General features: G+C 71.4%; 14 protein-coding genes. 10 read left to right on the forward strand and 4 right to left on the reverse strand.

The genetic code is table 11. From position 1 onward, the window contains the following. Positions 1-106 precede the first annotated feature (106 nt). Positions 107-967 (forward strand): SDR family NAD(P)-dependent oxidoreductase, encoded by an 861-nt coding sequence (locus tag WME82_RS14680; protein WP_438043332.1) that lies wholly within the window; start codon positions 107-109, stop codon positions 965-967. A gap of 57 nt (positions 968-1,024) precedes the next feature. Here WME82_RS14680 and WME82_RS14685 read toward each other — a convergent pair whose 3' ends face one another. Further along, a complete protein-coding gene (locus WME82_RS14685) occupies positions 1,025-2,434 on the reverse strand; it encodes a hypothetical protein (RefSeq protein WP_438043333.1) in 1,410 nt (469 codons plus the stop codon). Positions 2,435-3,349: 915 nt separating this feature from the next. Here WME82_RS14685 and WME82_RS14690 point away from each other — a divergent pair. The 5 genes from WME82_RS14690 to WME82_RS14710 all read left to right on the forward strand — a co-directional run bounded on the left by WME82_RS14690 (position 3,350) and on the right by WME82_RS14710 (position 8,107). Next, on the forward strand, positions 3,350-4,114 hold the full coding sequence (locus tag WME82_RS14690; protein WP_438043334.1) for a hypothetical protein: 765 nt from the start codon (positions 3,350-3,352) through the stop codon (positions 4,112-4,114). 295 nt (positions 4,115-4,409) lie between these two features. Further along, positions 4,410-5,651 (forward strand): hypothetical protein, encoded by a 1,242-nt coding sequence (locus WME82_RS14695; protein WP_438043335.1) that lies wholly within the window; start codon positions 4,410-4,412, stop codon positions 5,649-5,651. Continuing rightward, a complete protein-coding gene (locus tag WME82_RS14700) occupies positions 5,648-5,887 on the forward strand; it encodes a hypothetical protein (RefSeq protein ID WP_437871662.1) in 240 nt (79 codons plus the stop codon). Before WME82_RS14695 ends, WME82_RS14700 begins: the two co-directional genes overlap by 4 nt. 367 nt (positions 5,888-6,254) lie before the next feature. Continuing rightward, positions 6,255-7,013 (forward strand): SDR family NAD(P)-dependent oxidoreductase, encoded by a 759-nt coding sequence (locus WME82_RS14705; RefSeq protein ID WP_012235241.1) that lies wholly within the window; start codon positions 6,255-6,257, stop codon positions 7,011-7,013. Positions 7,014-7,111: 98 nt separating this feature from the next. Continuing rightward, positions 7,112-8,107 carry an aldo/keto reductase gene (locus WME82_RS14710; protein WP_438043336.1) on the forward strand — a complete coding sequence of 332 codons (996 nt, stop codon included), beginning with the start codon at positions 7,112-7,114 and terminating at the stop codon, positions 8,105-8,107. 36 nt (positions 8,108-8,143) lie between these two features. On the opposite strand, the gene WME82_RS14715 is transcribed toward WME82_RS14710, so the two are convergent. Further along, the gene (locus tag WME82_RS14715; protein WP_438043337.1) at positions 8,144-9,535 is read right to left on the reverse strand and encodes a sigma-70 family RNA polymerase sigma factor; all 1,392 of its coding nucleotides are present in this window, start codon (positions 9,533-9,535) and stop codon (positions 8,144-8,146) included. Positions 9,536-9,781: 246 nt separating this feature from the next. Continuing rightward, positions 9,782-11,425 carry a ribonuclease J gene (locus WME82_RS14720; RefSeq protein ID WP_438043338.1) on the reverse strand — a complete coding sequence of 548 codons (1,644 nt, stop codon included), beginning with the start codon at positions 11,423-11,425 and terminating at the stop codon, positions 9,782-9,784. A 181-nt stretch (positions 11,426-11,606) separates the two neighbouring features. Here WME82_RS14720 and WME82_RS14725 point away from each other — a divergent pair, with 181 nt between their 5' ends. After that, entirely contained in the window at positions 11,607-12,149 is a 543-nt protein-coding gene (locus WME82_RS14725) for an SPW repeat domain-containing protein (RefSeq protein WP_438043339.1), read from the forward strand. A 270-nt stretch (positions 12,150-12,419) separates the two neighbouring features. Beyond that, on the forward strand, positions 12,420-17,366 hold the full coding sequence (locus WME82_RS14730) for an AAA family ATPase (RefSeq protein ID WP_438043340.1): 4,947 nt from the start codon (positions 12,420-12,422) through the stop codon (positions 17,364-17,366). A gap of 59 nt (positions 17,367-17,425) precedes the next feature. Here WME82_RS14730 and WME82_RS14735 read toward each other — a convergent pair whose 3' ends face one another. After that, positions 17,426-20,137, reverse strand: a complete 2,712-nt coding sequence (locus WME82_RS14735; protein WP_438043341.1) for a YncE family protein — start codon at positions 20,135-20,137, stop codon at positions 17,426-17,428. 1,503 nt (positions 20,138-21,640) lie between these two features. On the opposite strand from WME82_RS14735, the gene WME82_RS14740 reads away from it, so the two are divergent. Beyond that, positions 21,641-22,726 carry a hypothetical protein gene (locus WME82_RS14740; RefSeq protein ID WP_438043342.1) on the forward strand — a complete coding sequence of 362 codons (1,086 nt, stop codon included), beginning with the start codon at positions 21,641-21,643 and terminating at the stop codon, positions 22,724-22,726. Further along, positions 22,723-23,310: a hypothetical protein gene (locus tag WME82_RS14745; RefSeq protein ID WP_438043343.1), complete on the forward strand. Its 588-nt coding sequence runs from the start codon at positions 22,723-22,725 to the stop codon at positions 23,308-23,310. The genes WME82_RS14740 and WME82_RS14745 overlap by 4 nt, the downstream gene beginning before the upstream one ends. Positions 23,311-23,380: the final 70 nt, after the last annotated feature.

Genomic DNA, 23,380 nt, shown 5'->3' on the forward strand with positions numbered 1-23,380 from the left:
ACCGTACACCTCCGTCTGGAATTCCAATTTTCTCCGGGTCGTGTATCACCGTCGATGGGGCAACGAGCGTCGGGTGAGGCCTCGGCGCCCGAGGAGGCAAGGACCGATGACGGCGAAGCGGGTGGCGCTGGTGACGGGCGCGAGCACGGGGATCGGCCGGAGCGTGGCGGAGACGCTCGCGAGGAACGGGTATGTGGCCTTCGCGGGCATGCGCGATCCCAACGGCAGGAACCGAGCGGCGCGCGACGAGGTGGCTGGCCTGGCGACCGCGGGGATCCCCATCGAGGCGGTCGCGCTCGACGTGACGGACGACGCCTCCGTGGCCGCGGCGGTCGCGACGGTGGTGGAGAAGACGGGGAAGATCGATGTGCTCCTGAACAACGCGGGCGGCTGCCTGATGGGGCTGACCGAGTGCGGCAGCGTCGATCTGCTGCAACGGCTCCTCGACACCCACGTCCTCGGGACGCAGCGCGTCTGTCGCGCCGTGCTGCCGCACATGCGCCGGCGAAAGACCGGGGTGCTCGCCTTCACGTCCAGCGTGGCCGGGCGCGTCGTCCTACCGACCACGGTGCTCTACTGCGCGGCCAAGGCTGCGATGGAGATGATGGCCGAGGGCTACAAGCGCGAGCTCGCGTCCTTCGGGATCGACGTCGTGATCCTGGAGCCGGGAATGGTCCAGACGAAGATCTTCGACAACATGTGGCTGGACGACGACACGGCGCGGGCCGCCGAGTACGGGGCGCTCGGCGGCGTGGCGCGCGCCACGCTCGAGATGGTCAAGACCATGAAGGGACCATCCCCGGAAGAGCTCGCGGACGTGCTGCTCAGGCTGCTGGAGATGCCGCACGGGCAGCGGCCGCTGCGCACGACGTTCGGCGCGGACGCGGCGCTGGTCGGCCCGGTGAACGTCGCCGCCGATGAGGCCACGCGGGCGCTGCACGCCCTGTACGGGGTGGACGGGGGATAGACGATGTGCAGCCGTTCGACGCGCACCGCCGAGGCCGACCCACCCCGGCCTGTCCGACTAGAGCGACTTCAGGTATTCCACGAGGTCACGCTTCTGGCTGGAGTCGAGCCTCAGATCGAAGCGCTCGTTGTAGCTGCGCACGACGTCCAGCAGCGTCTCGAAGCGGCCATCGTGGTAGAAGCGACCCTTGTTCTTCGGCTTCATGAACAGCCCTAGCTCTCGGACGAAGAGGGCGGCCAGGTTCATCGTCTTGTACGAGTTGCCGGGCGCGCGGTTCGCCTGGAAGGCGTCAATTTCCATCTCGTCGGGTGTGTGCAGGTTCCAGCCAGCGTCGGTCCAGAGCGGCTTGTTGTGGCAGTCGGTGCACTTCGCGTCGCCGGTGAACAGCTTCGCGCCGCGCTCGGCGGCCTCCCTGTCGAAATCGAGCCCGGGCTCCGGCTTCGGCGCCGGGAGCGCGAGTTGATAGAAGTGCAACGCCGGGAGCTTCGACGTGACGAGATCTTTCTTCGGATCCACGATCACATTCCAGATCCCGGTGGCCGCGGCGTTCGGGTACTTGTCTTTATCGTTGAGCCTCGGATCGAAGAAATTACCCTTCCCATGGAGCTGGGTCACGGCGACGTACGCGTTCCAATAGGGCACCGAGCCCCAGTTGCCCGTCCAGGTGTGCTCGTTGACTCCGCCCATATCGAACGCGTTGGGGAGCAAGGTCGCGGCGGTCTTTCCGTCAGGCCGGAACGCCTTCCCGTCGAGGAGCAACTGGGCGTCGTACTTGCCCGGCCCCCAGCTGCGCAGAACTCTCCTCACGCCTTCCTCGTTGATGCCCTCGGGCACCTTCGGCAGCAGGGCGACGATCGGCTGGACCGTCGGGGCCGTAGCGATGATGGCGCCGACGTCCAGGTCCCGGTTGGCCCAGCCGTCGAGGCGCGTGCCGATGCCTGGACGCACGGAGTCGTTGACCGTGGAATGACAGAGCGCGCACTGGAGCCCGATAGAGCTCAGGTTGCCGCTGTCGTCGAAGAAGCCCGTCACCCCGAGGATCGCATCGAGCTGCAAGAGGCTCAGCGTGACGGCGGGATCGTCGAGGTTGACCTGGCCGCGCGCGATCTTTTCTCGGAGCCGCGACGGGAGCGCGTCCGCGTCCACCTTCAGCCCGAGCCCCAGCGCCTGAGCCGGCGTCACGTTGGCGATGCTCTGGTGCAACCGGAGCTTGCCGCCCCAGAACTCCTCGTCGCCGAAGGTGTCGAATCGGAAGATCTCCTGTCCCCGCTGGAGCAAGTTGCGCGTATTTCGTTCTATGGTGGCGTCGAAGTTGCTGAATCGCGCGCGGCGCGGCAGTTCGTCCTCGGCGGAGGCGACGTGCTCTGCCCCCTCGCCCCGATCGGCCGAGCTGCAAGCGAGCGCGGCCACGCCGAGCGGGACCGTCGCTCCAACGAGCACCAAGAGCATGGTGAGATGTGTCGTCATGGTAAGACCTTTCGGTGTCTTCGCGTCATACTGCGAATCCAAAAGTGGTTTGTATGCCTTCGTGGGCAAGTAAGAGAGTCCATGAACGTTTCGTCGGGTGAGCTGCTCGTGTGCGGGTCGTGAGCCGGCGACAGGCGTCGAGGGCAAAGGTCTCGTGGCGTTTGTGGGTGTTGTTTCCCGTTTGTGCCAACCGGGGATTCGATGAATTGGGAGATGATGGATCGAGCTTCAGGTGATGGACGTCGTGCGCCCTGCACACAAGGGGCTGCGTTCGGCTTGGTATCGGCAGCCTGGGTGCGGTCACGCCCCGTTGTCGCTTGCCGTCCTGGCGAGGTGCCCGGTCGGCCGGGGCTCGCGGAGAGGCGCCAGTCGGAACGAGCGAGCTAGCGCTGCCCTGCGCTCCGCGGCCGTCCGCCGGGCCTCGCTGCGGCTCCTTGGCCCGCGAGGTCCTGTGGCGTGGGCAGGTGCTCGAGCGTCACCCAGGTCTCGCTCCCCGCCGCGTGTATCTTCACGAGACCGACGACCGCGAGCCTGGCGAAGGATCAGAGAAAAGCGAATTCCGTACGCTCTCGCGGCATCCCGGCTATCGTAGGCGACGCCGGGCCGATGTCGATCCCACACGACCGCAAGCGAACGCGCCACGGTCCCTTCGCGCTGGCGCTCCTCCTGCGCGGCCTGCCCGTCCTTCTCCTCGCGGGGGGCGCCGCGATCCCGGCGAGTGCGGGGACGGCCCTCACGGGGGCTCGCCGTTCGTGACCTCGCTGCTCGTCGACGGCCTGATGGACGCATGGCTGCTCCTCCGCGACCCGCGTATCCCCGAGATCGTGGTCAGGGCCGCGGCGTGATACCGCGACCACGCGAGCGGCGGTCGCCCGCCGCGGAGTCGGGGTCATCCCGGAGCCTTCGGAGCCCTCCATGTTGAACCTCCTTCTACGACTTTCCCCGCTGCGCCCCGCCGTCCGCCTCGAGACCGTCGAGCGGCGCGACTTCACCGAGCCGCGCCTGCGCGAGCTCCACGCCCTCTCGAACGCGCTCATGGCCGAGGACTTCGGGCACTTCTGCGTGCACGCGAGGACCAACGATGTCGTGCACGTCTTCCGCCGCGCCGACACGGGGGCGATCGTCGGCTTCCAGTTCTGGAAGACCGCGCCGCTCACCTTGCCCCGCAGCCGGGCCATCGTCGGCGGGAAGCTCAGGATCTCGCCGGACTTCCGGACCCGCGGGCTGCACCTCGTCTCCGGCCTCCTGTTCTTGCTCGAGACGAAGCGCCGCGCGCCGCGGACCCGCCTCTACCGGCTCTCGATCGCCAGCCTCTTCGGGTTCGTCTCCATCACCGAGGCGCTCGCGCGCTACGATCTCTTCGATCCGAAGCACCGGGGCGCCGCGGAGGACGAGGCGGTGCGGGAGGCGTTCTTCAGGCTCGCCAGGGAGAGCAACTACCACGTCGACGACGAGACTGGCCTCTTCCGCGTCAACATCTTCATGACCGAGGAGACGGTGAGCCGGTATCCGCCGCGCTACTTCGAGCGCCCGGCCGCGCGGCGCTACGCCGCGGCCAACCCCGGCTTCCGCACGAACGGCTGCTACGCCGGCTTCTGGTTCCGCTTCACCAGCGATAACCTCCTCGCCATGACCCGCGCCGTCACGCGGAGGCTCTTCCGCCGGGACACCAAGCGTTGAGCAACGGGGTCGCGCAGCGACCTGCCGGCCCTATCGGGCGTCCGCAGCCAGGCTCGTCAGAATCTCCTCCATCTGATTCACGATGAGGCTCACGTGCCTCTCCGCTTCGAATTCCTGGAAGCGAGCGCCCCTCAGGATCTTGGCCGCCCGCCTCGAAGGGCGGCGGCGTGCCAGAGCGCTCCCCATCACCGCCGTATGCGAAATCGGCCATCCGGTGAGAAAATCCCCGGAGCCTCCCTCGATCCGCCACATCTCGCGCGCAGCCCGGCCACGGCGCCGCGCCACGCTCCGTCCCATGACCGACCTCTCCTCCACCGCCGGCGTCGTGGTTCGCCCTGCGGCGGCGGGCCGCCTGCGCCGGCTCGGCGCCGCCGCGCTGTCGCTGCTGGTCGCCACGGCCGTATGGCTCCCGTGCCTCCACCTCTTCTTCCGGAGCGAGCCGGGCGAGCACCGCGCCTCGGGCGCGCTCTCGCCGCGTGGCCAGGCGCTGCTCGCGCATCAGCTCTCGCTCTGGGAGGAGGACAGCGCCGCGCAGGACGCGGCGCTCGCGCGGATGCGGGCCGCGAACGCCGAGTGGGACTTCATGGGACGGACCTTCCTCGTCCTCGGCCTGGCCAACGCCGCGCTGCGGGATCCGGGCGCCCAGGCGCGCCACCTCGCCGTCATCGACCGGATCGTCGACGAGACCCTCGCGATCGAGCGCGAGCGGGGGATGCTGCACTTCATGATGCCGTACGCCACGCGGCGGCCATTCGTGCAGCAGCCTGGGCGCAGCCTCTTCGTGGACGGCGAGATCGCGCTCATGCTGGGGGCGCGCGCCCTGGTCGCGCGCCGCGCCGATCACGAGGCCGAGCTCGACGCGCGCGTCGCCGAGATGCGGTCCCGCATGGAACAGAGCCCCGTGCTGTCGGCCGAGAGCTACCCCGACGAGTGCTGGACCTTCTGCAACACGCTCGCCCTCTCCGCGATGCGCATGGCCGACGCGCTGCACGGCGAGCGCCGCGGCCTCGATCTCGGCCGCCGCTGGCTCGCGGCGGCGCGCGCCCGGCTCCTGGACCCGAAGACGGGGCTGCTCGTGTCGAGCTACACCCACGACGGCAGGATCCTGGACGGCCCGGAGGGGTCGTCCCTCTGGCTGGTCGCGCACGCGCTGCTCCTGATCGACCCTGATTTCGCGCGCGATCAGTACGCGCGGGCGCGCCGCGAGCTCGGGGCGGAGCTCCTCGGCTTCGGCTGGGCGCGCGAGTGGCCCCGCTCGTGGGCCGGCCCGGAGGACGTGGACTCGGGTCCGATCGTGCCGCTCGTCGGGGCGAGCGCCGGATCGAGCGGCCTCGCGCTGCTCGGCGCCGCGGCCTTCGGCGACGCGCCGTACCTCGGGGGGCTGCTCACCTCGCTCGACCTCGCGGCGTTCCCGATCCGCGAGGGCGACCGGCTGCGGTACGCCGCAAGCAACCAGGTCGGCGACGCTGCGCTGCTCTACGCGCTGAGCTTCGGCCCGCTCTGGGAACGGATCGCCGGCGCGGGAGGTGCCCCGTGAGCCGACAGCTGGCCCTCGGCGCCGCGATGCTCATCGCGGCCTTCGCTGCCTGCCACATGCTCGGCCTGCGCGAGCATGTGTCGGTGCTGAGCGGCACGCCCCCGCCCGCCGGTGGGGGCGATCCGTTGCTCGGCGTCGCCTACGCGCTGGCGTGGTTCGGCGGCGTGATCTTCGCGCCGATCCTCGCGATCGCGGCGGGCGTGCTCGCGGTCGTCGACCGGCTCCGGTCACGGTGACCCGCGCCCTCTCGGACGGTTCGCCGCCGCGCTGAGCGGCAGCCTGCGCCGCCTCGGCGGGCTCGCGCAGGGCGCCCTCGCGCCGCGCGCTCGCTCCGCGCGCCTCGGAGATGGGCGAGCTGCTCCGCCCGCAGCACGGCGCCAGCAGGCTGCTGCCTGCGAAGCAGACACGCCGCCCGGCGTGCCGGCGCGCGCGGCACCGCCAGCAGTGCCCGGCGGGCGCCGGCAGGGCGACGCGGGCGCTGGCGCGCGCCATCCCCTCTGCGAACACGGGGCAAGCACCGGGTGGAATGAAACGTGCTTTGGCGCGGCTCCCTCGGCGCGAGAAGACACACGACCTCGTGTCTGCCGATGGAAGGAGCTGATCGTGGATCTCGAACTCACCGGCAAGCGGGCCATCGTCACCGGCGGCAGCCGCGGTATCGGCAAGGCGATCGCGCGGGAGCTCGCGCGGGAAGGCGCCGACGTCGTGATCGCCGCGCGCGGCAAGGACAAGCTGGAGGCGACCGCCGCGGAGCTCTCGGCGGAGACGGGCCGCCGCGTCGTCCCGCTGGTGGTCGACACCGGCAACGAGACCTCGGTCAACGCGCTCGTCGAGCGCGCCGTCGCCGCGCTGGGCGGCGTGGATATCCTCGTCAACAACGCGGCCGTGCCGGGCGGGATCTCGACCGCGACGCGCCTCGACCAGATCGTCGACGCGCAGGTGATCGAGGACATCAACATCAAGGTCGTGGGCTACCTGCGGACCGCGCGCGCCGTCGCGCCGCACCTCATCGCGAACGGCTGGGGCCGCATCATCAACATCGGCGGGCTGGCCGTGCGCAAGGCCGGCCGCCCGGTCGCCACCCTGCGCAACGTCGGCGTGGCCGCGATCACGAAGAACCTCGCGGACGAGCTCGGTCCGAAGGGGATCAACGTCACCGTCGTGCACCCCGGCGCGACGCGCACCGAGCGCACCCGGCCCGAGCCCGAGAAGGACCTCGCCGCCTCGGTGAGCATCGGCCGGATCGTCGACTCCCGCGAGGTCGCGTGGGTCGTCGCGTTCCTCGCCTCGCCGAGGAGCGTCGCGATCAACGGCGATGCCGTCGTCGCCGGCGGCGGCAGCGTCGGGCCGATCTATTATTGAGCCCTGAACCGACGGGCCCGCGCCCCACCCGGGAGCGGGAGGCGACCGCGCCAGCGCGACGCCACGAGCCAACCTAGCCAAAGCACCAACGGAAGATCATGAGCATCCCGACGACCCGACTCGGCCGTACCGGCCTCACCGTTTCTCGCCTGTGCCTGGGCACGATGACGTTCGGCTTCCAGACGGACGAGGAGACCTCCCGCGCCATCCTGGACAAAGCCGCTGCCGCCGGCGTCAACTTCCTCGACACGGCCGACGTGTATCCGCTGGGCGGCGGTTTGCCGAACGCCGGGCGCACCGAGGAGATCGTCGGCCGCTGGCTCAAGGGCAAGCGAGACCGCTTCATCCTCGCCACCAAGTGCGTCGGCCGGGTCGGCCCGAACCCGTGGGATCAGGGCGCCTCCCGCAAGCACATCCTGGACGCGATCGACGCCTCCCTGCGCCGGCTCGGCACCGATTACGTGGATCTCTATCAGCTCCACTCCGACGACCGTGACACCCCGATCGACGAGACGCTGGAGGCGCTCGACTTCGTCGTTCGCTCGGGCAAGGCGCGGTACATCGGCGTATCCAACTACCTGGCATATCGCCTGGCGCGCGCGCTCGGCCGCGCCGACGTGCGCGGGCTCGCGCGGTTCGTGTCCGTGCAGCCGCGTTATGCGCTGCTGTTCCGGGAGATCGAGCGCGAGCTGCTCCCGCTCGCGCAGGAGGAGGGCCTCGGCGTCATCCCGTACAACCCGCTCGCCGGCGGGTTCCTCACGGGCAAGCACAGCCGCGGCGAGCCGACGGCGGGCACCCGCTTCACGCTCGGCGCGGCGGCGTCCATCTACCAGCAGCGCTACTGGAACGAGCGCGCGTTCGCGACCGTCGAGAAGCTCTCGGGCATCGTCGCCGAAGCAGGCCAGTCGCTCACGACCGTCGCCGTGGCGTGGGTGCTCGCCAACCCGGCCGTCACGTCGGCCATCATCGGCGCCAGCCGGCCCGACCAGCTGGACGCCACGCTCGCCGCGGCCGAGCTCTCGCTCGATCCGCAGCTCAAGGCCCGGCTCGACGAGGCGACCGCGGAGTTCCGCCACGGCGACTCGCCGCGCTGAGCCGGGGTCGAGGCGCGGGCGCGACGGCAGCGCCGGTCAGCCCCCGAGCGGCGTCTCCAGCGCCTGCCTCCGCGACAGCGTCCGCAGCTTGCTCAGGGCGCTCTCCTCGATCTGCCGGACGCGCTCCCGGCTCACCGAGAACATGCCGCCGATCTCGGCGAGCGTGTGCGGCTGCCCGCCGTCGAGGCCGAACCGGAGCCGCAGCACGTCGCGCTCGCGCGGCGTCAGCGACTCGAGCAGCGCAGAGACCTGCGCGTGCAGGCGGCGGTGGACCAGCAGCTCGTCCGGCGCGGCGCCCTCGCTCGCGAAGAAGTCACCCTGGCGCGCGCCGTCGTCGTCCCCCACCGGAGCGTCGAGGTACACCGGCGGCAGCGCCATCTCCCGCAGCGTCTGGAGCTTCTCCATCGACAGCCCGCTCCGCTCGGCGACCTCCTCGGGCGCCGCCTCGCGCGCGTGCTCCTGCTCGAGCTCCCGCCGCGCCTGCAGCGCCCGGCGCCGGGTCTCGGCGATGTGGACCGGCACCCGGATGACCTGGCCCTGATAGAGCAGCGCGCGAGAGAGCGCCTGCTTGATCCACCACATCGCATAGGTGCTGAACCGATAGCCGCGCCGGTAATCGAACTTCTCCGCCGCGCGGATCAGCCCGAGATTGCCCTCCTGGATGAGGTCGAGCAGCGGCACGCCGCGGTGCCGGAGCTGCCGGGCTGCCGCCGCCACGAGCCGCAGGTTCGCGCGGACCATCTCGGCCCTCGCCTCCGCCGCCTCCCGGCGGGCGGCGCGCATCGCCGAGAGCGTCCCCCCGATCGCCTGGCGCCCGAGCCTGTCGACCGCGGGGATCGCCGCGCTCAGCGCGCGCTCGATCCGCGCCCCCACCAGGGGGCCCAGGCGCACGTCGGAGAGCCCGGCCGAGAGCGCGGCGCGCGCTCGCTGCCCGCTCGCCTCCGTCCGCCCGGCCTCCGCCAGGGGCCGCGCGAGCCCGAGCAGCCGCGCCATCCGCACGGACGTCGCGTCGCTCGGCGCGTCGCCTCCGTCCGCGTTCAGCAGCAGATCGCCCATGTCCACCCGCCCCGCCCGCACATCATCCGCCAGCGCCGCGAGCGCCCGCAGCGCGACGGGCGACGCGACCCAGGCCTCGATCATCGCGCGCTCCGCCGACTCGATACGACGGCCGAGCTCCACCTCGAGCTCGCGGCTCAGCGGCGCGCTGCCGGAGATCTCCTGGAGATAGACCGCGGCGACGTCCTCGCTCGGCCGCGCCGGCGGCGCGGCCCGCCGGCTGGCGGGCGCTCCACGCCGCGACGACGGGGGAGGGGGGGTGTCGGCGCCGATCGGCTCCTCGGCCCGCGTCTCGGCGACAGCGTCCCTTCCCTCCATGATCGTCGTCTCCGCCTCGCCCAGAAGGCGCGAGCTCGTGGGACTCTCGTTCATCTCGCCTGCTCCACCGTGATGCCGCGTCGCGCGGTGATCGGCCCGGGCGCTCGCCGGGACACGCGGCCTGAGGGCAACCCCCCAGGATGGACCATGAAGCGACTCCGGTCATGCGGCGACAGAACAAAGGGGCTCCGCCGGTCCGCGCGATCCAGCGCCGGCGACAGCCGCGCTCACTCCAGATCGCCTGTCAGCGCGGCCAGGCGCCTGGGCCGCCCGGGCCGCCTGGCCGAGAGGCGCCGGACCTCACAGCAACACGGCCAGCGGGAGCACGGCGGGGCGCCGCGAGGCCTCGCGCCGGAACACCCGCCGCACGCCGCGGCTGAGCGCATCCTCCAGCGCCGGCGCCAGCGTGCGCGCCGCGGGTGACAGCGCGGCGAGCGCGTCGCGCGCGCTGTCGAGCGCGGCGGCGTACAGCGGGCCGCCCTCCTCGAAGTGCGCCACGCCGCGCCCCAGGAGATCGGGGCCGCGCAAGATCTCACCTGTCTTGCGGTCGGCCACCACCAGGACCATCACGAGCCCCTGGTCCGAGATCTGCTCGCGCTCGCGGAGCACCAGCTCGGAGACGTCGAGCCCGCCGCGCGCGTCGAGCCACACCCGCCCGCTCTTCACCGTCTCGCCGAGGCGCATCCGGCCGTTCTCGAGCATCAGCGAGTCGCCGTCCTCGACGACGAAGACCCCCGACGCCGGCACGCCCATCCGGAGCGCCGTGCGCGCGTGGGCGAGCAGCATCCGGTACTCGCCGTGGATGGGCACGAAGTGCTCCGGCCGGACGGCGTCGAGGAGGACCTTCTGCTCCTCGGCCTGCGCGTGGCCGCTCGCGTGGATGGGATCGAGGCCGCGATCGAGCACCACGGCGCCGCGCTTCGCCAGGCGGTTGGCGAGCTGGCTGACGGCGATCTCGTTGCCGGGGATCGCGCGGGACGAGAAGATCACCGTGTCCCCCGGATCGACCCGCAGCCGGTGGTGATCGCCCATGGCCATGCGCGCGAGGGCGCTGTTCGGCTCGCCCTGCGCGCCCGAAGCGAGCACGACGAGGCGCTCGGGCGGGAGCGAGGCCGCCGTGGCGTCGTCGACGAGCACGCCGGGCGGGACGCTCAGGATGCCGATCTCCTGGGCGATCCGCGTGTTGGTCGCGAGGCTGCGCCCGGCGAGCACCACCTTGCGGCCGAGCTGGGCGGCGAGGTCGAGGACGCTCTGGACCCTGTGAACGTTGGAGGCGAACAGCGCGACGAGGATGCGCCCCTTCGCCTCGCGAAACCGCCGGGTGAACCCTTCGGCCACCGCGGTCTCGCTGACCGACCAGCCGTCGCGCTCCGAGTTGGTCGAGTCCGAGAGGAGCGCCGCCACGCCGGCCCGGCCGTACTCGGCGAAGCGGCCGAGATCGAGCCGCTCGCCGGCCACGGGGGTGAGATCGATCTTGTAGTCGCCCGTGTGGATGAGGATCCCCTCGCCCGTCTCGATGGCGTAGCCGACCGCGTCGGGGATGGAGTGGGTCACGCGGAGGGGCTCGGCGCGGAACGGCCCGGCCGCGAAGTGCTGTTGCGGCTCGACCTCGCGGAGCGGCACGTCGATGCCGTGCTCGGCGAGGCGCTCGCGCACCAGCCGGAGCGTGAAGCGCGTCCCGTACACGGGGACGGGGAACTCGCGCAGCAGCGACGGCAGCCCGCCGATGTGATCCTCGTGCCCGTGCGTGAGCAGCACCGCGTCGACCCCGCCCGCCTCGCGGATGTAGCTGAGGTCGGGGATCGCGACCTCGACGCCGAGCACCTGGTCGTTGGGGAACATGACGCCGCAGTCGACGAGCACGCGGCGGCCTTCCTCCTCGATCAGCATCGCGTTCATCCCGACCTCGCCGAGGCCGCCGAGAGGAATAATCCGGACTCCCATGGGCGCAGCCTAGCATCGCGGATCGCACGAACAGAGGCCTCCGTGGGACGCGCGGCGCGCGCGGAGCGACCTGCGCGAGGCGCGGGCGGGGGGGGCCGAGCTCAAGAGAGCTGGGCCCCGAGCCGCGCAGGAGGCCTGTCCCCGGTCTGCGGATTGCCTCTGCGCAGAGCGGGAGGACCTCATGGCACAATCCAACGTTTCGCTGGGCGCATACGAGCTGCCGACGACCTACCTGCCGCCGGACGACGTACCGACTGCGGAGCTCGCCTCGCTCGCCCCGAGCGTGGGGGAGGCGCAGCGGACGACGACGATCCCCTCGAGGCCGCTCCTCGGCGCCGCGCCCCTCGCGCGGATCATCCCCGAGGACGTGCACTCCGCCCTCGATTACTCGAACGGGCTCATCGTCGCTGTGGCCGGGCTCTCCGCGCGGACGAAGGCCGCGAGGATCGCCGGCGTCGCGCTCGGCGCGTCGGTCATTTTTGTCTCCCTGCTCACCGACTACCGGCTGAGCCTGGCAAGGCGGATACCGATCGAGGCGCACGAGGTCATCGACCATGCCTTCGGCGTGTCGGCGATCGCGGCGCCGTTCGCGCTCGGCTACGCGAAGCGCGACCCGCTCGCCGCGGTGATCCACGTCGCCGCGGGGGCGGTCACGATCCTGGGGTCGCTCCTCACCGACTATCGCGCGGTGACGGGCGCCGGGCGCCGGCCGAGGCGGGCGTAGCCGCGCGCGCAGCCGGGCAGCGCCGGCACCTTCCCATGTGCCGAGTCGCCCCACCCTCGGTCCCACCAACGCTCCCCAAGGCTTTACGCGAGCCGCTAATTTCCACCCATGGGACTCGCGATGTCCGTGCCAAGGCGCACATCGCACACCTGCAGCGCTGATCCTGAGAGGTTCTCCAGGCACTTGCCACAGGCGTTCTCCCCATGCAACCATCAAAAACCTATGCGCCAGACCAGGATTGGTGATCTGCCCTTCACACTGGTTGAGCTGATGTACGAAACGGCGGATACCGTCCTCTACCGCGCGCAGCGGGACGCCGACGGCGCCCCCGCGACGATCAAGGTGCTGAGGGGTGAGCACCCCGGCCAGCGGCACGTCGCGCAGCTCCGGCACGAGCTCGAGATCTCACGTCACCTCCAGCTCGAGAGCGTCATTCGCGCCGACCGCCTGGAGAAGGTGCCGGGCGGGGCCGCGCTCGTGATGGAGTACTTCGCGGGACTGCCGCTCGACATGCTCGCCCGCTCGACCCCGCTCGACCTCAAGGCGAAGCTGCGTATCGCGTCGTCGCTGGCCGGGACGCTGGCGGAGGTCCACGGAAAGCAGGTCATCCACAAGGACGTCAAGCCGCAGAACATCCTCGTCCACAGGGAGACAGGCCAGGTCAAGCTGACCGACCTCGGGAGCTCGACGCGGCTCTCCGAGGAGGCGCTGGCGGCGGAGAGCCCGGATCTCCTGGAGGGGACGCTGGCCTACATGTCTCCTGAGCAGACAGGCAGGATGAACCGCGTCATCGACTACCGGACCGATCTCTACTCCCTGGGAGTGACGCTCTACGAGCTCTTCGCGGGGGTGCTCCCGTTCCAGGCGACCGATCCCGTGGATCTCATGCACAGCCACATCGCGCGGGTAGCGACGCCGCTCTGCGAGCGGTCGCGGGAGATCCCGAGAGCGGTGTCGGACATTGTACAGAAGCTGATGTCCAAGGTCGCCGAGGAGCGGTACCAGAGCGGCACCGGCCTCAAGGCGGATCTCGATGCGTGCCTGTCGGCGCTCGAGGCGACCGGGCGGATAGAGCCGTTCGAGCTGGGGTCTCGCGACGTACCGAGCGAGCTCAGGCTGCCGCAGAAGCTCTATGGCCGCGATCCGCAGATGGCCGAGCTGCTCGCCGCCTTCGAGCGGGCGCGCGGGGGCAGGGGCGAGCTCCTGCTCATCGCGGGGGGGCCGGGCATCGGCAAGTCGGCGCTCGTGAACGAGATCCAGAAGGAGGTCGCGCAGCGGCGCGGGCACTTCGTCGAGGGGAAGTTCGATCAGCTGAGCCGGAACATGCCGCTCGCGCCCCTGGCGGGCGCGCTTCGCCAGCGCGTCCGCCAGCTCCTGACCGAGCCGGCCGAGTCGCTCCGGCACTGGAAGGACAAGCTGCTCCAGGCCGCGGGGAAGAACGCGCGGATCCTGGTGGAGCTCATCCCGGAGCTCGAGCTCGTGCTGGGGCCGCAGCCGCCGGTTCCGGAGCTCGGGCCGAGCGAGTCGCAGAACCGCTTCAACCTCGTGTTCCAGGACTTCCTGCGCGCCGTCGCCACGGCCGAGCGCCCGGTGGTGCTCTTCCTCGACGATCTCCAGTGGGCCGACCCGGCGTCGCTGAAGCTGCTGCAGCCCGTCGTGACCGATCCGGCGGGGGCCTACCTGCTCATCATCGGCGCGTACCGGGACCAGGAGGCGATCGCGGGGCAGCCGCTCACGATCTGGCTCGGGGAGCTGCGGGCGGCGGGCGTCGCGCGGCGCGAGCTGCTGCTCCCGCCGCTCGCGCTCGCGGACGTGCGCCAGCTGCTCGCGGACGCGCTCGGCGCGCGCGCGGAGCAGGCAGAGGCGCTCGCCGAGGTGCTCTACGCCATGAGCAAGGGCAACCCCTTCTTCTTGAGCCAGCTGCTCAAGGAGCTGTACGCGGCGGGGCTCGTGTCGTTCGACCCGGGGGCCGGGCGGTGGGCGTGGGACCTCGAGTCCATCCGCCAGCGCTGGGGCGCGGTGAGCGTGCACGATCTGCTCGTGGACAAGATGCAGCGGCTCTCGCCCGAGACGCAGCGCGTGCTCCAGCTCGCGGCGTGCATCGGTCACCAGTTCGACCTGAAGACGCTGTCGACCGTCCGCGAGCGGCCGCCCGCGGAGGTCGCCGCGGATCTCTGGGAGGCGCTGCGCGAGGGGCTCGTGCTGCCGCTGGACGCTGACTACCGGCTGCTCCACGCGTCCGACGGCGCGCACGCGGAGCAGCCCCTGTCGGTGAGGTACCGGTTCCTCCACGATCGCGGGCAGCAGGCGGCCTACAGCCTGATCGAGGACGCGCAGAAGCAGGAGGTCCACCTGCGGATCGGCCGGCTCATGCGGGCGCAGCTCAGCGGGGAGCCGCGCGACGAGGACCTGTTCAAGGTCGTGAGCCACGCGAACGTCGGCGCGGCGCTGATCGAGGAGCGGGCGGAGCAGCTGGATCTCGCGCGGCTCAACCTGACCGTCGGGCGGCGGGCCAAGGCTTCCATGGCGCACGCGGCGGCGGCCGAGCACTTCAAGACGGCGCTGTCGCTGCTCGGGCCGCGGGCGTGGGAGGAGGAGTACGAGCTCTGCTTCGCGCTGCACCGGGAGCGGGCGGAGTGCGACTGGCTGAGCGGCAACGAGGCGCAGGCCGAGGCCCTGATCCGCGAGCTCCTCGAGCACGCGCGATCGCGCCGGGAGCGCGCGGAGGTCCATAACCTCCGCATCCTCGTGCACACGATGCGCGGGGAGTTCGCGGAGGTGCTCCGGGTCGGCCGGGAGGGCGTGGCGCTCTTCGGGATCGAGCTGCCGGAGCCGACGGAGGCCATCTACGCGGCGTTCGGGGCCGCGCTCGCGGAGATGCCCGGCCACCTCGCGGAGCGCCGCATCGAGGAGCTCGTGCACGCGCCGTGGGTCGGCGGCGAGGAGCAGCTGGCCGTCCTGCGGCTCCTGGCGGCGATGATCCCGGGGGCGTACACGCTGGACCCGGCGCTGCTCGCGCTCATCGCCGCGACGCAGGTGAACCTCTCGCTCCGGTACGGCAACTCGCCCGCGGCGGCGTGCGCCTATGGCCTCTACTGCTTGCTGCTCGCGGGGGGGATGGGGCGGTACGAGGAGGCGCGGCAGTTCCAGCGCGTCTCGCTCGCGCTCTGCGAGAGGTCCGAGGGGGTGGAGCTGCAGTGCAAGGCGTACCTGGTGTGCGGCGCCCCGTCCCACCTCTTCGAGCCGGTCCGCGCCTCGGTGACGTGTCTCACGAAGGCTTACCAGGCCGGGCTGAGCTCGGGCGACTTCAGCTTCGGGGCGTACGCCTGCCTGAACATCGTGACGATCCTGCTGTCCTCGGGCCACGAGCTCGGCGCGCTCCGGGAGGAGCTGGCCGTGTTCATGCGGTTCCTGCAGCGGACGAAGGATCCGCTCGCCACGCCGGTGCTCGTCGTCGCGCGGCAGATGATCGCGTGCCTGGAGGGCAAGACGAGCGGGCGGAGCAGCCTGACCGACGCGTCGTTCGACGAGGGCGCGTTCCTCTCGGGGCTCGTGCCCGCGCAGGAGCTGCCGCGGTGCTGGTACTTCGTGAACATGCTCGTGCTCGCGGTGCTCTACGGCGATCACGCGGGCGCGCTGCTGATGGCGGCGCGGGCGGAGAAGCACAGCGCGAGCGCGATGGGCCTGTTCCTGGCGAACGACATCCCCTTCTACGTGAGCCTCTCGCTGCTCGCGCTGTGCGCGACGGCGACGGAGGAGGAGCGGGAGCGGTACCTCGCCTCGGCGGCGGAGCACCGGGCGAAGATCGCGGGCTGGGCGCAGCACGCCCCGGAGAACTACGCGCACAAGGAGAAGCTCATCGGGGCGGAGGTGGCGCGCGTCCTCGGGAAGGACGCGGAGGCGGCGGAGCTCTACGATCAGGCCATCGAGGGGGCGCGGCAGGCCGGGTTCACGCACCAGGAGGCGCTCGCGAACGAGCTGTGCGCGCGGTTCTACCTGCAGCGGGGGCGCGAGAGGATCGCGCGGTGGTACATGGCCGACGCGTACAGGGCGTACCTGCGGTGGGGCGCGACGGGCAAGGCGGAGCACCTCGCGAAGCAGCACGAGCCGCTGCTCGACGCGGCGTCCTTCGGCGACGCGCAGCAGCCCAGGGTCGTCGGCACGACGGTGACGCGCAGGGGGAGCACCGAGTCGTTCGACGTCGCGACCGTGGTCAAGGCCATGCAGGCGGTCGCGAGCGAGACGGTGCTCGACCGGCTCCTCGATCGGCTGATGCGGAGCCTGGTCGCGAACGCGGGGGCGCAGCGCGGCGTGCTGCTCCTGGAGCGCGACGGGAAGCTCACGATCGTGGCGACCATGCGCGTCGACCCCGACGCGGTGCAGACGGGGCTGTCGATCCCGGCGCTCGAGAGCAAGGAGCTCGCGACGAGCGTCGTCCAGCTGGTCGCGAGGACGCGGGAGCCCGTGGTGCTGAACGACGCCCGGCAGGACGGCCGCTTCGCGGCCGATCCGTACGTCGTGGAGCGGAGGCCGCGCTCGATCCTGTGCCTGGCGATGGCGCACCAGGGGCGCTCGGCGGGGCTCCTGTACCTGGAGAACAACGTGGCCCCGAGGGCGTTCACGCCGGGGCGGGTCGAGGTCTGCGGGCTCCTGGCCTCGCAGGCGGCCATCGCGCTGGAGAACGCGCTGCTCATCGCGAGCATCCGCGCGGGCACCGAGGCGCTGCAGCGCTCGAACGAGCAGCTGCAGCGCGAGCTCGAGCTGCGCGAGGCGTCCGAGGCGGAGCGGGAGCTCCTGCAGCAGGAGATGCTGCGCCGGCAGACGCCGCTCATCCCCATCACGGACGACGTGCTGGTGATGCCGATCGTCGGCGCGATGGACGGCGAGCGCGCCCAGCGGGTGCTGGAGACCGCGCTGGAAGGGTTCCAGTCGAGGCAAGCCAAGGTGGTGATCCTGGACATCACCGGCGTGGCGCGCGTCGACGCCGCGGTGGCGGAGGCGCTCATCAAGACGGCCAAGGCGCTCCAGCTGCTCGGGGCCAAGACGGTGCTCTCCGGGGTGCGGCCGGAGGTGGCCCGCGCGCTGGTGGAGCAGGACGTCTTCCTCGGATCGGTCGTGACGATGGGGACCCTTCAGAGCAGCATCGCGTATGCGCTGGGGCCGCGCGGCCTACCGGGGTCGGTCGCCCGGCGAGCAGGGGCGACGCGGCTCGCCTGACGCGCGCGGCGCCGCTGCGCGCGGCCGCGAGGCGCGCGCGCAGCGGCGGGGGGGCCGCGTCAGGGCGTGCTGCTCGGATCGGCGGGGTCGCTGCCGGAGTCGCGCTCGTCCCCGTCGAGGTAACCGTCGCTGTCGCGATCGATGCCGGCGCGGGCGCCGGAGCCGGGCGGCATGCACGTGTACGTCAGATCGTGGTGGGTCTGGGTGGCCAGCAGCCGGAGCACGGCGTCGCTCATGGGCGGCACGACTTGCCGATCGGTGAGGAACAAGCCGCCGCCGACGTAGAGGAACCCGATCTCGTGCAGGAACCCCTGGGTCTTCGCCACGAGGTCACACTCCCCGGCGTCCGCGCGGTCCATGAGGAGATCGATGCGCGGCGCGGCGATCGCGCCGTTCGCGTGGCTGAGCGTCACCTGCTGGCCCACGATCGGGGCCTGGTTGGTCTCGATCGCGAGCACGTAGGACTCGAGCTGCCGGCGGACCACGTCGCCTGCCTGGGTGAAGGGGATGCCCGTGGGGTTGTTCGTGAACTGGTCGGAGAACCCGAACGCGGAGAAGAAGCGGAACATCGTATCGACGGTGCCGTTGTTCAGGATGCCGATGCCGCGGATCTGGTCGCCCATGTGATCGTTGTCCCGCGCGAGGAAGACGAACGGGATGTCCGGCAGGCCGAAGGCGCCGACCTTGGTGTAGACGTTGCGGAGCTGGGGGATCTTGAAGAGCTGCGTCTGGAAGTCGAAGACGGAATCTCCGCTCGTCCCGAAGAGGCCGGGGAAGTCGTCGCCCGGGTTGGCGTCGGGGTCGACCACGTGACACCCGCCGCAGCTCGAGATCGAGTTGACCACGGGGCCATTGAAGAAGTCCTTTCCTGCCTGCTGATCGGGCGTGAGCGAGTTGTCGAGCGCCCTGATCGGGTTGGGCGGGTAGGTGACCTGGAGCATGAAGTCGGTGAACGCCTCCATGTCCTCGGCCGGTATGAAGTCGCTGCGTCCGAGCAGGCCCGGGTACGCCGCCTGGAACTGCCTGAACGCCTCCCGCTCGTCGAACGCCCCCGCGTCCGGCTGGGCGGACGGCTCGTCGTTGCCCCCGGTGCGGTCGCCGCGCCAGTGCATCGGGCCGTGGTTGGCGAGGCCGCGAAGGCTCTGCGTCACCATCGGCCCCTTCATGGGGTGGAAGATGGGGTCGGTGATGGGCGTCTGCGTGATGACGTTGAAGAGGCCGAACGGGAAGGGGCCCGGGTCCGTCACGACGGGGGCGTCCGGGTTGCCGAGGTTCCAGGCCAGGTCATCGAGATCTCCGAAGACGTGGCAGCTCGCGCAGGCCGAGTCCCCGTGGCTCGACGAGAACGACGCGTCGTAGAGGAACCGGCGGCCGTTCACGATGCTGGGCGGCTCGGGGTTGAACATCGCGACGTGCCCCACCTCCGTCTTCGATGAGGTGTTGATGATCGAGATGGAGTTGTCGAAGCGCGTCAGCACGTAGAGGCGATTCTTGCTCTCATCGAGGACCATGCCCGTCGGCCCGCCGCCGCTCACCGGGATCTGGTTCGCGGCGTCTGGCACGAAGGTGTCGTTCTCGAGCGCGGCGGTGCTGAAGACGCCGATCTTGCTCGAGCCGAGCGCGGCCACGTACAGCGTCGCGCCGTTGCTCGTCACGACCATCTCCTGCGGGAAGGCGAGGCTCTTCGCGTTCTCTGCGTTGGGGATCGGCGCGCAGCAGGTGCTGTAGTCGATGTGTTTGTTGAGGTGCCTCGGCGCGACGCTCCCCGGGCTGAGGACGGTGATCCGGCTCTCGTGGAGGTGGCCGCGCACGGTCTCTCCGGCGAAGATGCCGGGCCCCTCGAAGCTCTTCTCGTTGAACGCCTCGGTGTTCGCGACGTAGACCTTCCCGTTCACCGGGTTGACGGTCATGTTGAAGAGGACCGTCCCGACGCCGGAGAAGAAGCCCTGTGAGCCGCTGATCCACGCAGGGGGGGTCGCCATGGCGTCGATGACGAAGACGTCCTTGTCGGGCAGCGAGAACCTCATCTGGTCGTCCCAGGTGCGGCCCAGCTCGTCGTACCAGTGTCCGCCATCGTATTTCACGATGAGGGCGACCTCGGGCGCCGGTACGCCTTCGAAGTTGGTGCTCGGGCCGGGCACGCCGTCAGGCCCGAAGCCGTCGGGGACCAGCGCCTCGTTGACCGTGGCGGTGCGGTTGCCGGAGTGGAACGCCGCTGCGTACACGCGCGTGCCGTCCGGGGTCACGGCCAGGGCGCGCGGGGTGTCGCTGAAGAGGGTGATGACGTTGATCGGAGCGCCGCCGAGGGACGTGCCGAGCTGGTTCGCGTCGAAGACCCAGACGTCGGCGCGGCCGACGCCAGGCGTCGTGAGCTGTGGGTCGATGGGGTTGTTCTGGCCGCGGTGGGCCGTCGTGATGAAGGCGCGCCGTCGCCCCGGGCCGCCGAACACGATGTCGCGTGGCTCGTCGCCCACGAGGAGCGTGCGCACGACGCGTCCGGTGTAGCCGCCGAGACCCACGTTGACGACGCTCACGCTGTCCGATAGGTGGTTTACGACCCAGACCTCGTTGTTGCTGCGCGCGGCCACGGCCACCGGCTCGAGACCGACCGAGATCGACGCGCGGCGCTCCAGGCCGCCTCCGCTCAGGATGCGGAACACCTCGAGGCGGCTGTCCGGCGTGTTGACGGCGAAGAGCAGCTTCCCGTCCGGTGAGATGGCCAGCGGGCGGACCTGCCCGCTCTCGAAGGCGGTGAACGACGGCGCGCCCATGGCCGGCGCGCTTGAGAGCGATACTGCAGTCAGGGATGCGACGAGAACGCCTAACGTCGCCCACCGTGAGCCGGGCAATCGATTCATGGGTGCCTCCATGCTGTCGAGTGGCCCCAAGCCACGCGACGACAATCCAGAACTGTAAGGCAGGACGAAATAATTGTTCAAGTGTGCATTGAGGCGTGATGCGATTTTTGCCAAGTACGCGCCAAGTACGCGATTTTTCATCTGCCATAAGGACCGCTGATGTGGGCGTGGTTGACGCGCATGCGCATGCGCACGCGCTTTTGCCTTTTGACGCGCACGGCGCGTCATCGCAGCTGGTCGCGTGTGGGGCGTGGGAGGCGCTCTGGCGCCCTCTCTCGCCAGCTCGTCAGTCGCGCGGTTCGCGCAGAGCGCGTGAGCCGCAGGTGTCCCGACGCCTCCCGCGCAGGGGTGGCCGGGGCGCGTAGGATCGGGACCGACGGTGCCGAGGAATACGAATGCCAGGCGCCGTCGTTGGCTCGGGCGACCGATGAAGCACCGACCATCAGCCCTCCTCCTGGCCGCGCTCCTCGCCGCGGCTTGCTCGCGCCCTTCCAGAGAGACGCCGGCCGTCGAGCGAAGCGCCGAAGTCGCCGGGACGGCGGCGCCGGCTCCGCCAGCCTCTCCGCCGCCGCCGCAGAAGCTCCAGGCCGTCACGCGGGTCGGCAGCGCGCTCGCGCGCGCGCCGCAGGACGACGCGCTCTATCTGGCCGACGAGGACCACGCCGTCCTCCGGCGCATCCCGCTTCCCGTCGACGTGAGCACGCCGCCTGTCGAGATCGCCATGCCGGGGCCGCCGGCGCAGGTGCTCGCGCTCGCGGACCGCGTGCTCGTCACGATCCGCGATCCCGGGCTCCTCCTTGTCTTGCGGCCCGATCCGGCGGCGGGGCTCGTGGAAGCGGCCCGCGTGCCCCTGCCGGCCGACGCCTGGGGGCTCGCGATCACGCCGGATGAGCGCACGGCGCTCGTCACCAGCGCATGGGCGGGCAAGGTCTCCGCGGTGGACCTCGCGACCGCGACCGCGACATGGGCCATCGATGTCCCGCGCGAGCCCCGCGGCGTCGTGATCCGCGAGGACGGCGCGGCCGCGTACGTCACGCACCTCACGTCCGCCTCGCTCACCCGGATCGCGCTGGGTGGCGCTCCCGAGGCCCGGCCGGTCGTCCTTCCTCCGTCGCCTTTCCGGGCTCCTCATGCCAAGTCGCTCTCCGCGTCGCTCGGCTACGCGGCAGCGCTCTCGCCGGATGGCCGCCGCCTCTTCGTCGCGCGCCACGCGCTCGGCGCGCTCGGTGAACAGGCGTGGTTCGGCGCCTCCACGGTGGACGTCCTCATGACGAGCGACGAGGCGCCCCTCGCGCCCCGGCGCCGCCAGGGCGCGCCGCTCTGGCGGGCGAGCGCGCTCGACGATGCCCCGTTCGACGACGCGGAGCTGGAGCTCCCAACACCTCGCTCGCCCCGTTCGTCCAGCCGCGCGCGCTCGTGTACCGGAAGAGCACCCGCACCCTGCTCGTCGCCAGCGAGGGCACCGACACCTTGGTGGAGCTCGACGCGCTCGCGGTCGATCCGGCGCTCCGGCCGCTCCGCACCTACGATCTCGGCCGCCATGCGGGCCCCGACATCTACGTGGCGACCCTGTGCGGCGCGCCCAGCGGCGTCGCGCTGTCCGCGGACGAGTCCATGGCGTGGGTGTTTTGCCGTTCCACGGACGCCCTCGCGATCGTCCGCCTCGACGAGCACCGCGACGACGCTCCGTTCGAGCCGAGCCCCGTGCCGTACATCGCGCTGGCCGACGCGCCGGTCCCGCGGCAGGCCGCCCTTGGCCGGAAGCTCTTCTACAACGCGGTCGACTGGGGCACGAGCGGCGGCCTCGGGTGCGCTGGCTGCCACCCGGACGGGCGCGACGACGGCCATGTGTGGCACGAGGCCCACGTGATGGACATCGGCGGCGAGAGCGTCAATTTCCTCGGGTCCGCCGAGAATCAGCCGGTCGACGTGGAGCCGCGCGGCGGCGTGCCCCGGCAGACTCCCATGCTCGCGGGCCGCGTGTCGGCCGAGGGGCCTTATGGCTGGAACGCCCAGAGCGAGAACCTGGCGGAGCGCCTCCGCGAGGGGTTCGGCCTTCACCGGTGGGGGCCCGGTGGTCTAGGCAACGGCGAGCTCGCCCTGAGGGCGCGCCACCTGGCCGCGTTCCTGCGCGCGGGCCTCGTGCCGCCGCCTAGGGAGGCGCGGAAGCTCACGCCGCAGGAGGAGCACGGCCGCGCCCTCTTCATGAGCGACACGGCGCAGTGCGCTCGCTGCCACGTGCCCGAGACGGAGCACACCGACCGCATGGGCTACCCGATGCCCGGGTTCGCGGCGCGGCCCGGGTTCGCGGAGGAGAAGGCGGGCCAGGTGTTCAAGACGCCCTCGCTGCGCTTCGTCGGCGGGACGGCGCCCTATTACCACGATGGATCCGCGAAGACGCTCGAAGAGCTCATCGACACCAACCAGGACCGGATGGGTCGCACCAGCCACATGTCGAGGAATGACAAGGCGGCGCTCGCCGCCTTCTTGAGGATGTTATGAAGAAGAGAGCGGTGATCGGGATGGTCCTGCTCGGCGCGCTCGCGCCGGCGCAGGCGGCGGAGTCGGTGCTCGCCCCGGCGGGAGGGGCGGCGGCCGGGCCGCAGGCGGGAGCCACGGGAGGCCCGGCGGACGCGGGAGGAGGCGCGGAGGCGCCGCAGAAGCGCGCGCTCGAGGCGACGACGCCGCCGCCGCCCGAGCGGACGGCGCGGCCGGCAGCGGCCGAGTGGGACGCCGCGGAGCAGGTGTCGCTCGCGCGCGTCGCGAGGGGCGGCGCGTGCAAGGCGCGCCGGCGGCGCGAGTGGCTGCGGATCGATTGCAGCGTTCCGTCGGTGGTCGCCGTGAGGTCGCTCGGCGCCGGGGCCGGAGGCGAGTCTGTCTCGGTCGGCGAGCACAAGGCCGACGAGGACGGCCCCTTTCCGTCGAGCGTCTCGGTGATCTTCCCCGTCCGGATCGGCGACAGGAGGGTCATCGAGATCGTCTCGATCGAGGAAGGATACCGCTTCCAGACCGGGCTCTCGACGAGCGTCATGATCTCCGAGCAATGGCTCGAAGGCGACGCCGGGCCGCTCGTCAGCGCGCTCTGAAGCGACGCCGGCGCGACTGTCGACGCGCTGCACTGCGCTTGCCCTGCGAGGCGCCACGCGCCCGGACGAC

This window comes from Sorangium sp. So ce128 (assembly GCF_051525245.1).
In the GTDB taxonomy this organism is placed as follows: Bacteria; Myxococcota_A; Polyangia; order Polyangiales; family Polyangiaceae; genus Sorangium; species Sorangium cellulosum_B.

Bases quoted from the DNA above. Each gene is read 5' to 3' on its own strand.
- WME82_RS14680 (WP_438043332.1), top strand. From the start codon at position 107: ATGACGGCGAAGCGGGTGGCGCTGGTGACGGGCGCGAGCACGGGGATC.
- WME82_RS14685 (WP_438043333.1), bottom strand. From the start codon at position 2,434: ATGACGACACATCTCACCATGCTCTTGGTGCTCGTTGGAGCGACGGTC.
- WME82_RS14690 (WP_438043334.1), top strand. From the start codon at position 3,350: ATGTTGAACCTCCTTCTACGACTTTCCCCGCTGCGCCCCGCCGTCCGC.
- WME82_RS14695 (WP_438043335.1), top strand. From the start codon at position 4,410: ATGACCGACCTCTCCTCCACCGCCGGCGTCGTGGTTCGCCCTGCGGCG.
- WME82_RS14710 (WP_438043336.1), top strand. From the start codon at position 7,112: ATGAGCATCCCGACGACCCGACTCGGCCGTACCGGCCTCACCGTTTCT.
- WME82_RS14715 (WP_438043337.1), bottom strand. From the start codon at position 9,535: ATGAACGAGAGTCCCACGAGCTCGCGCCTTCTGGGCGAGGCGGAGACG.
- WME82_RS14720 (WP_438043338.1), bottom strand. From the start codon at position 11,425: ATGGGAGTCCGGATTATTCCTCTCGGCGGCCTCGGCGAGGTCGGGATG.
- WME82_RS14725 (WP_438043339.1), top strand. From the start codon at position 11,607: ATGGCACAATCCAACGTTTCGCTGGGCGCATACGAGCTGCCGACGACC.
- WME82_RS14730 (WP_438043340.1), top strand. From the start codon at position 12,420: ATGTACGAAACGGCGGATACCGTCCTCTACCGCGCGCAGCGGGACGCC.
- WME82_RS14735 (WP_438043341.1), bottom strand. From the start codon at position 20,137: ATGGGCGCGCCGTCGTTCACCGCCTTCGAGAGCGGGCAGGTCCGCCCG.
- WME82_RS14745 (WP_438043343.1), top strand. From the start codon at position 22,723: ATGAAGAAGAGAGCGGTGATCGGGATGGTCCTGCTCGGCGCGCTCGCG.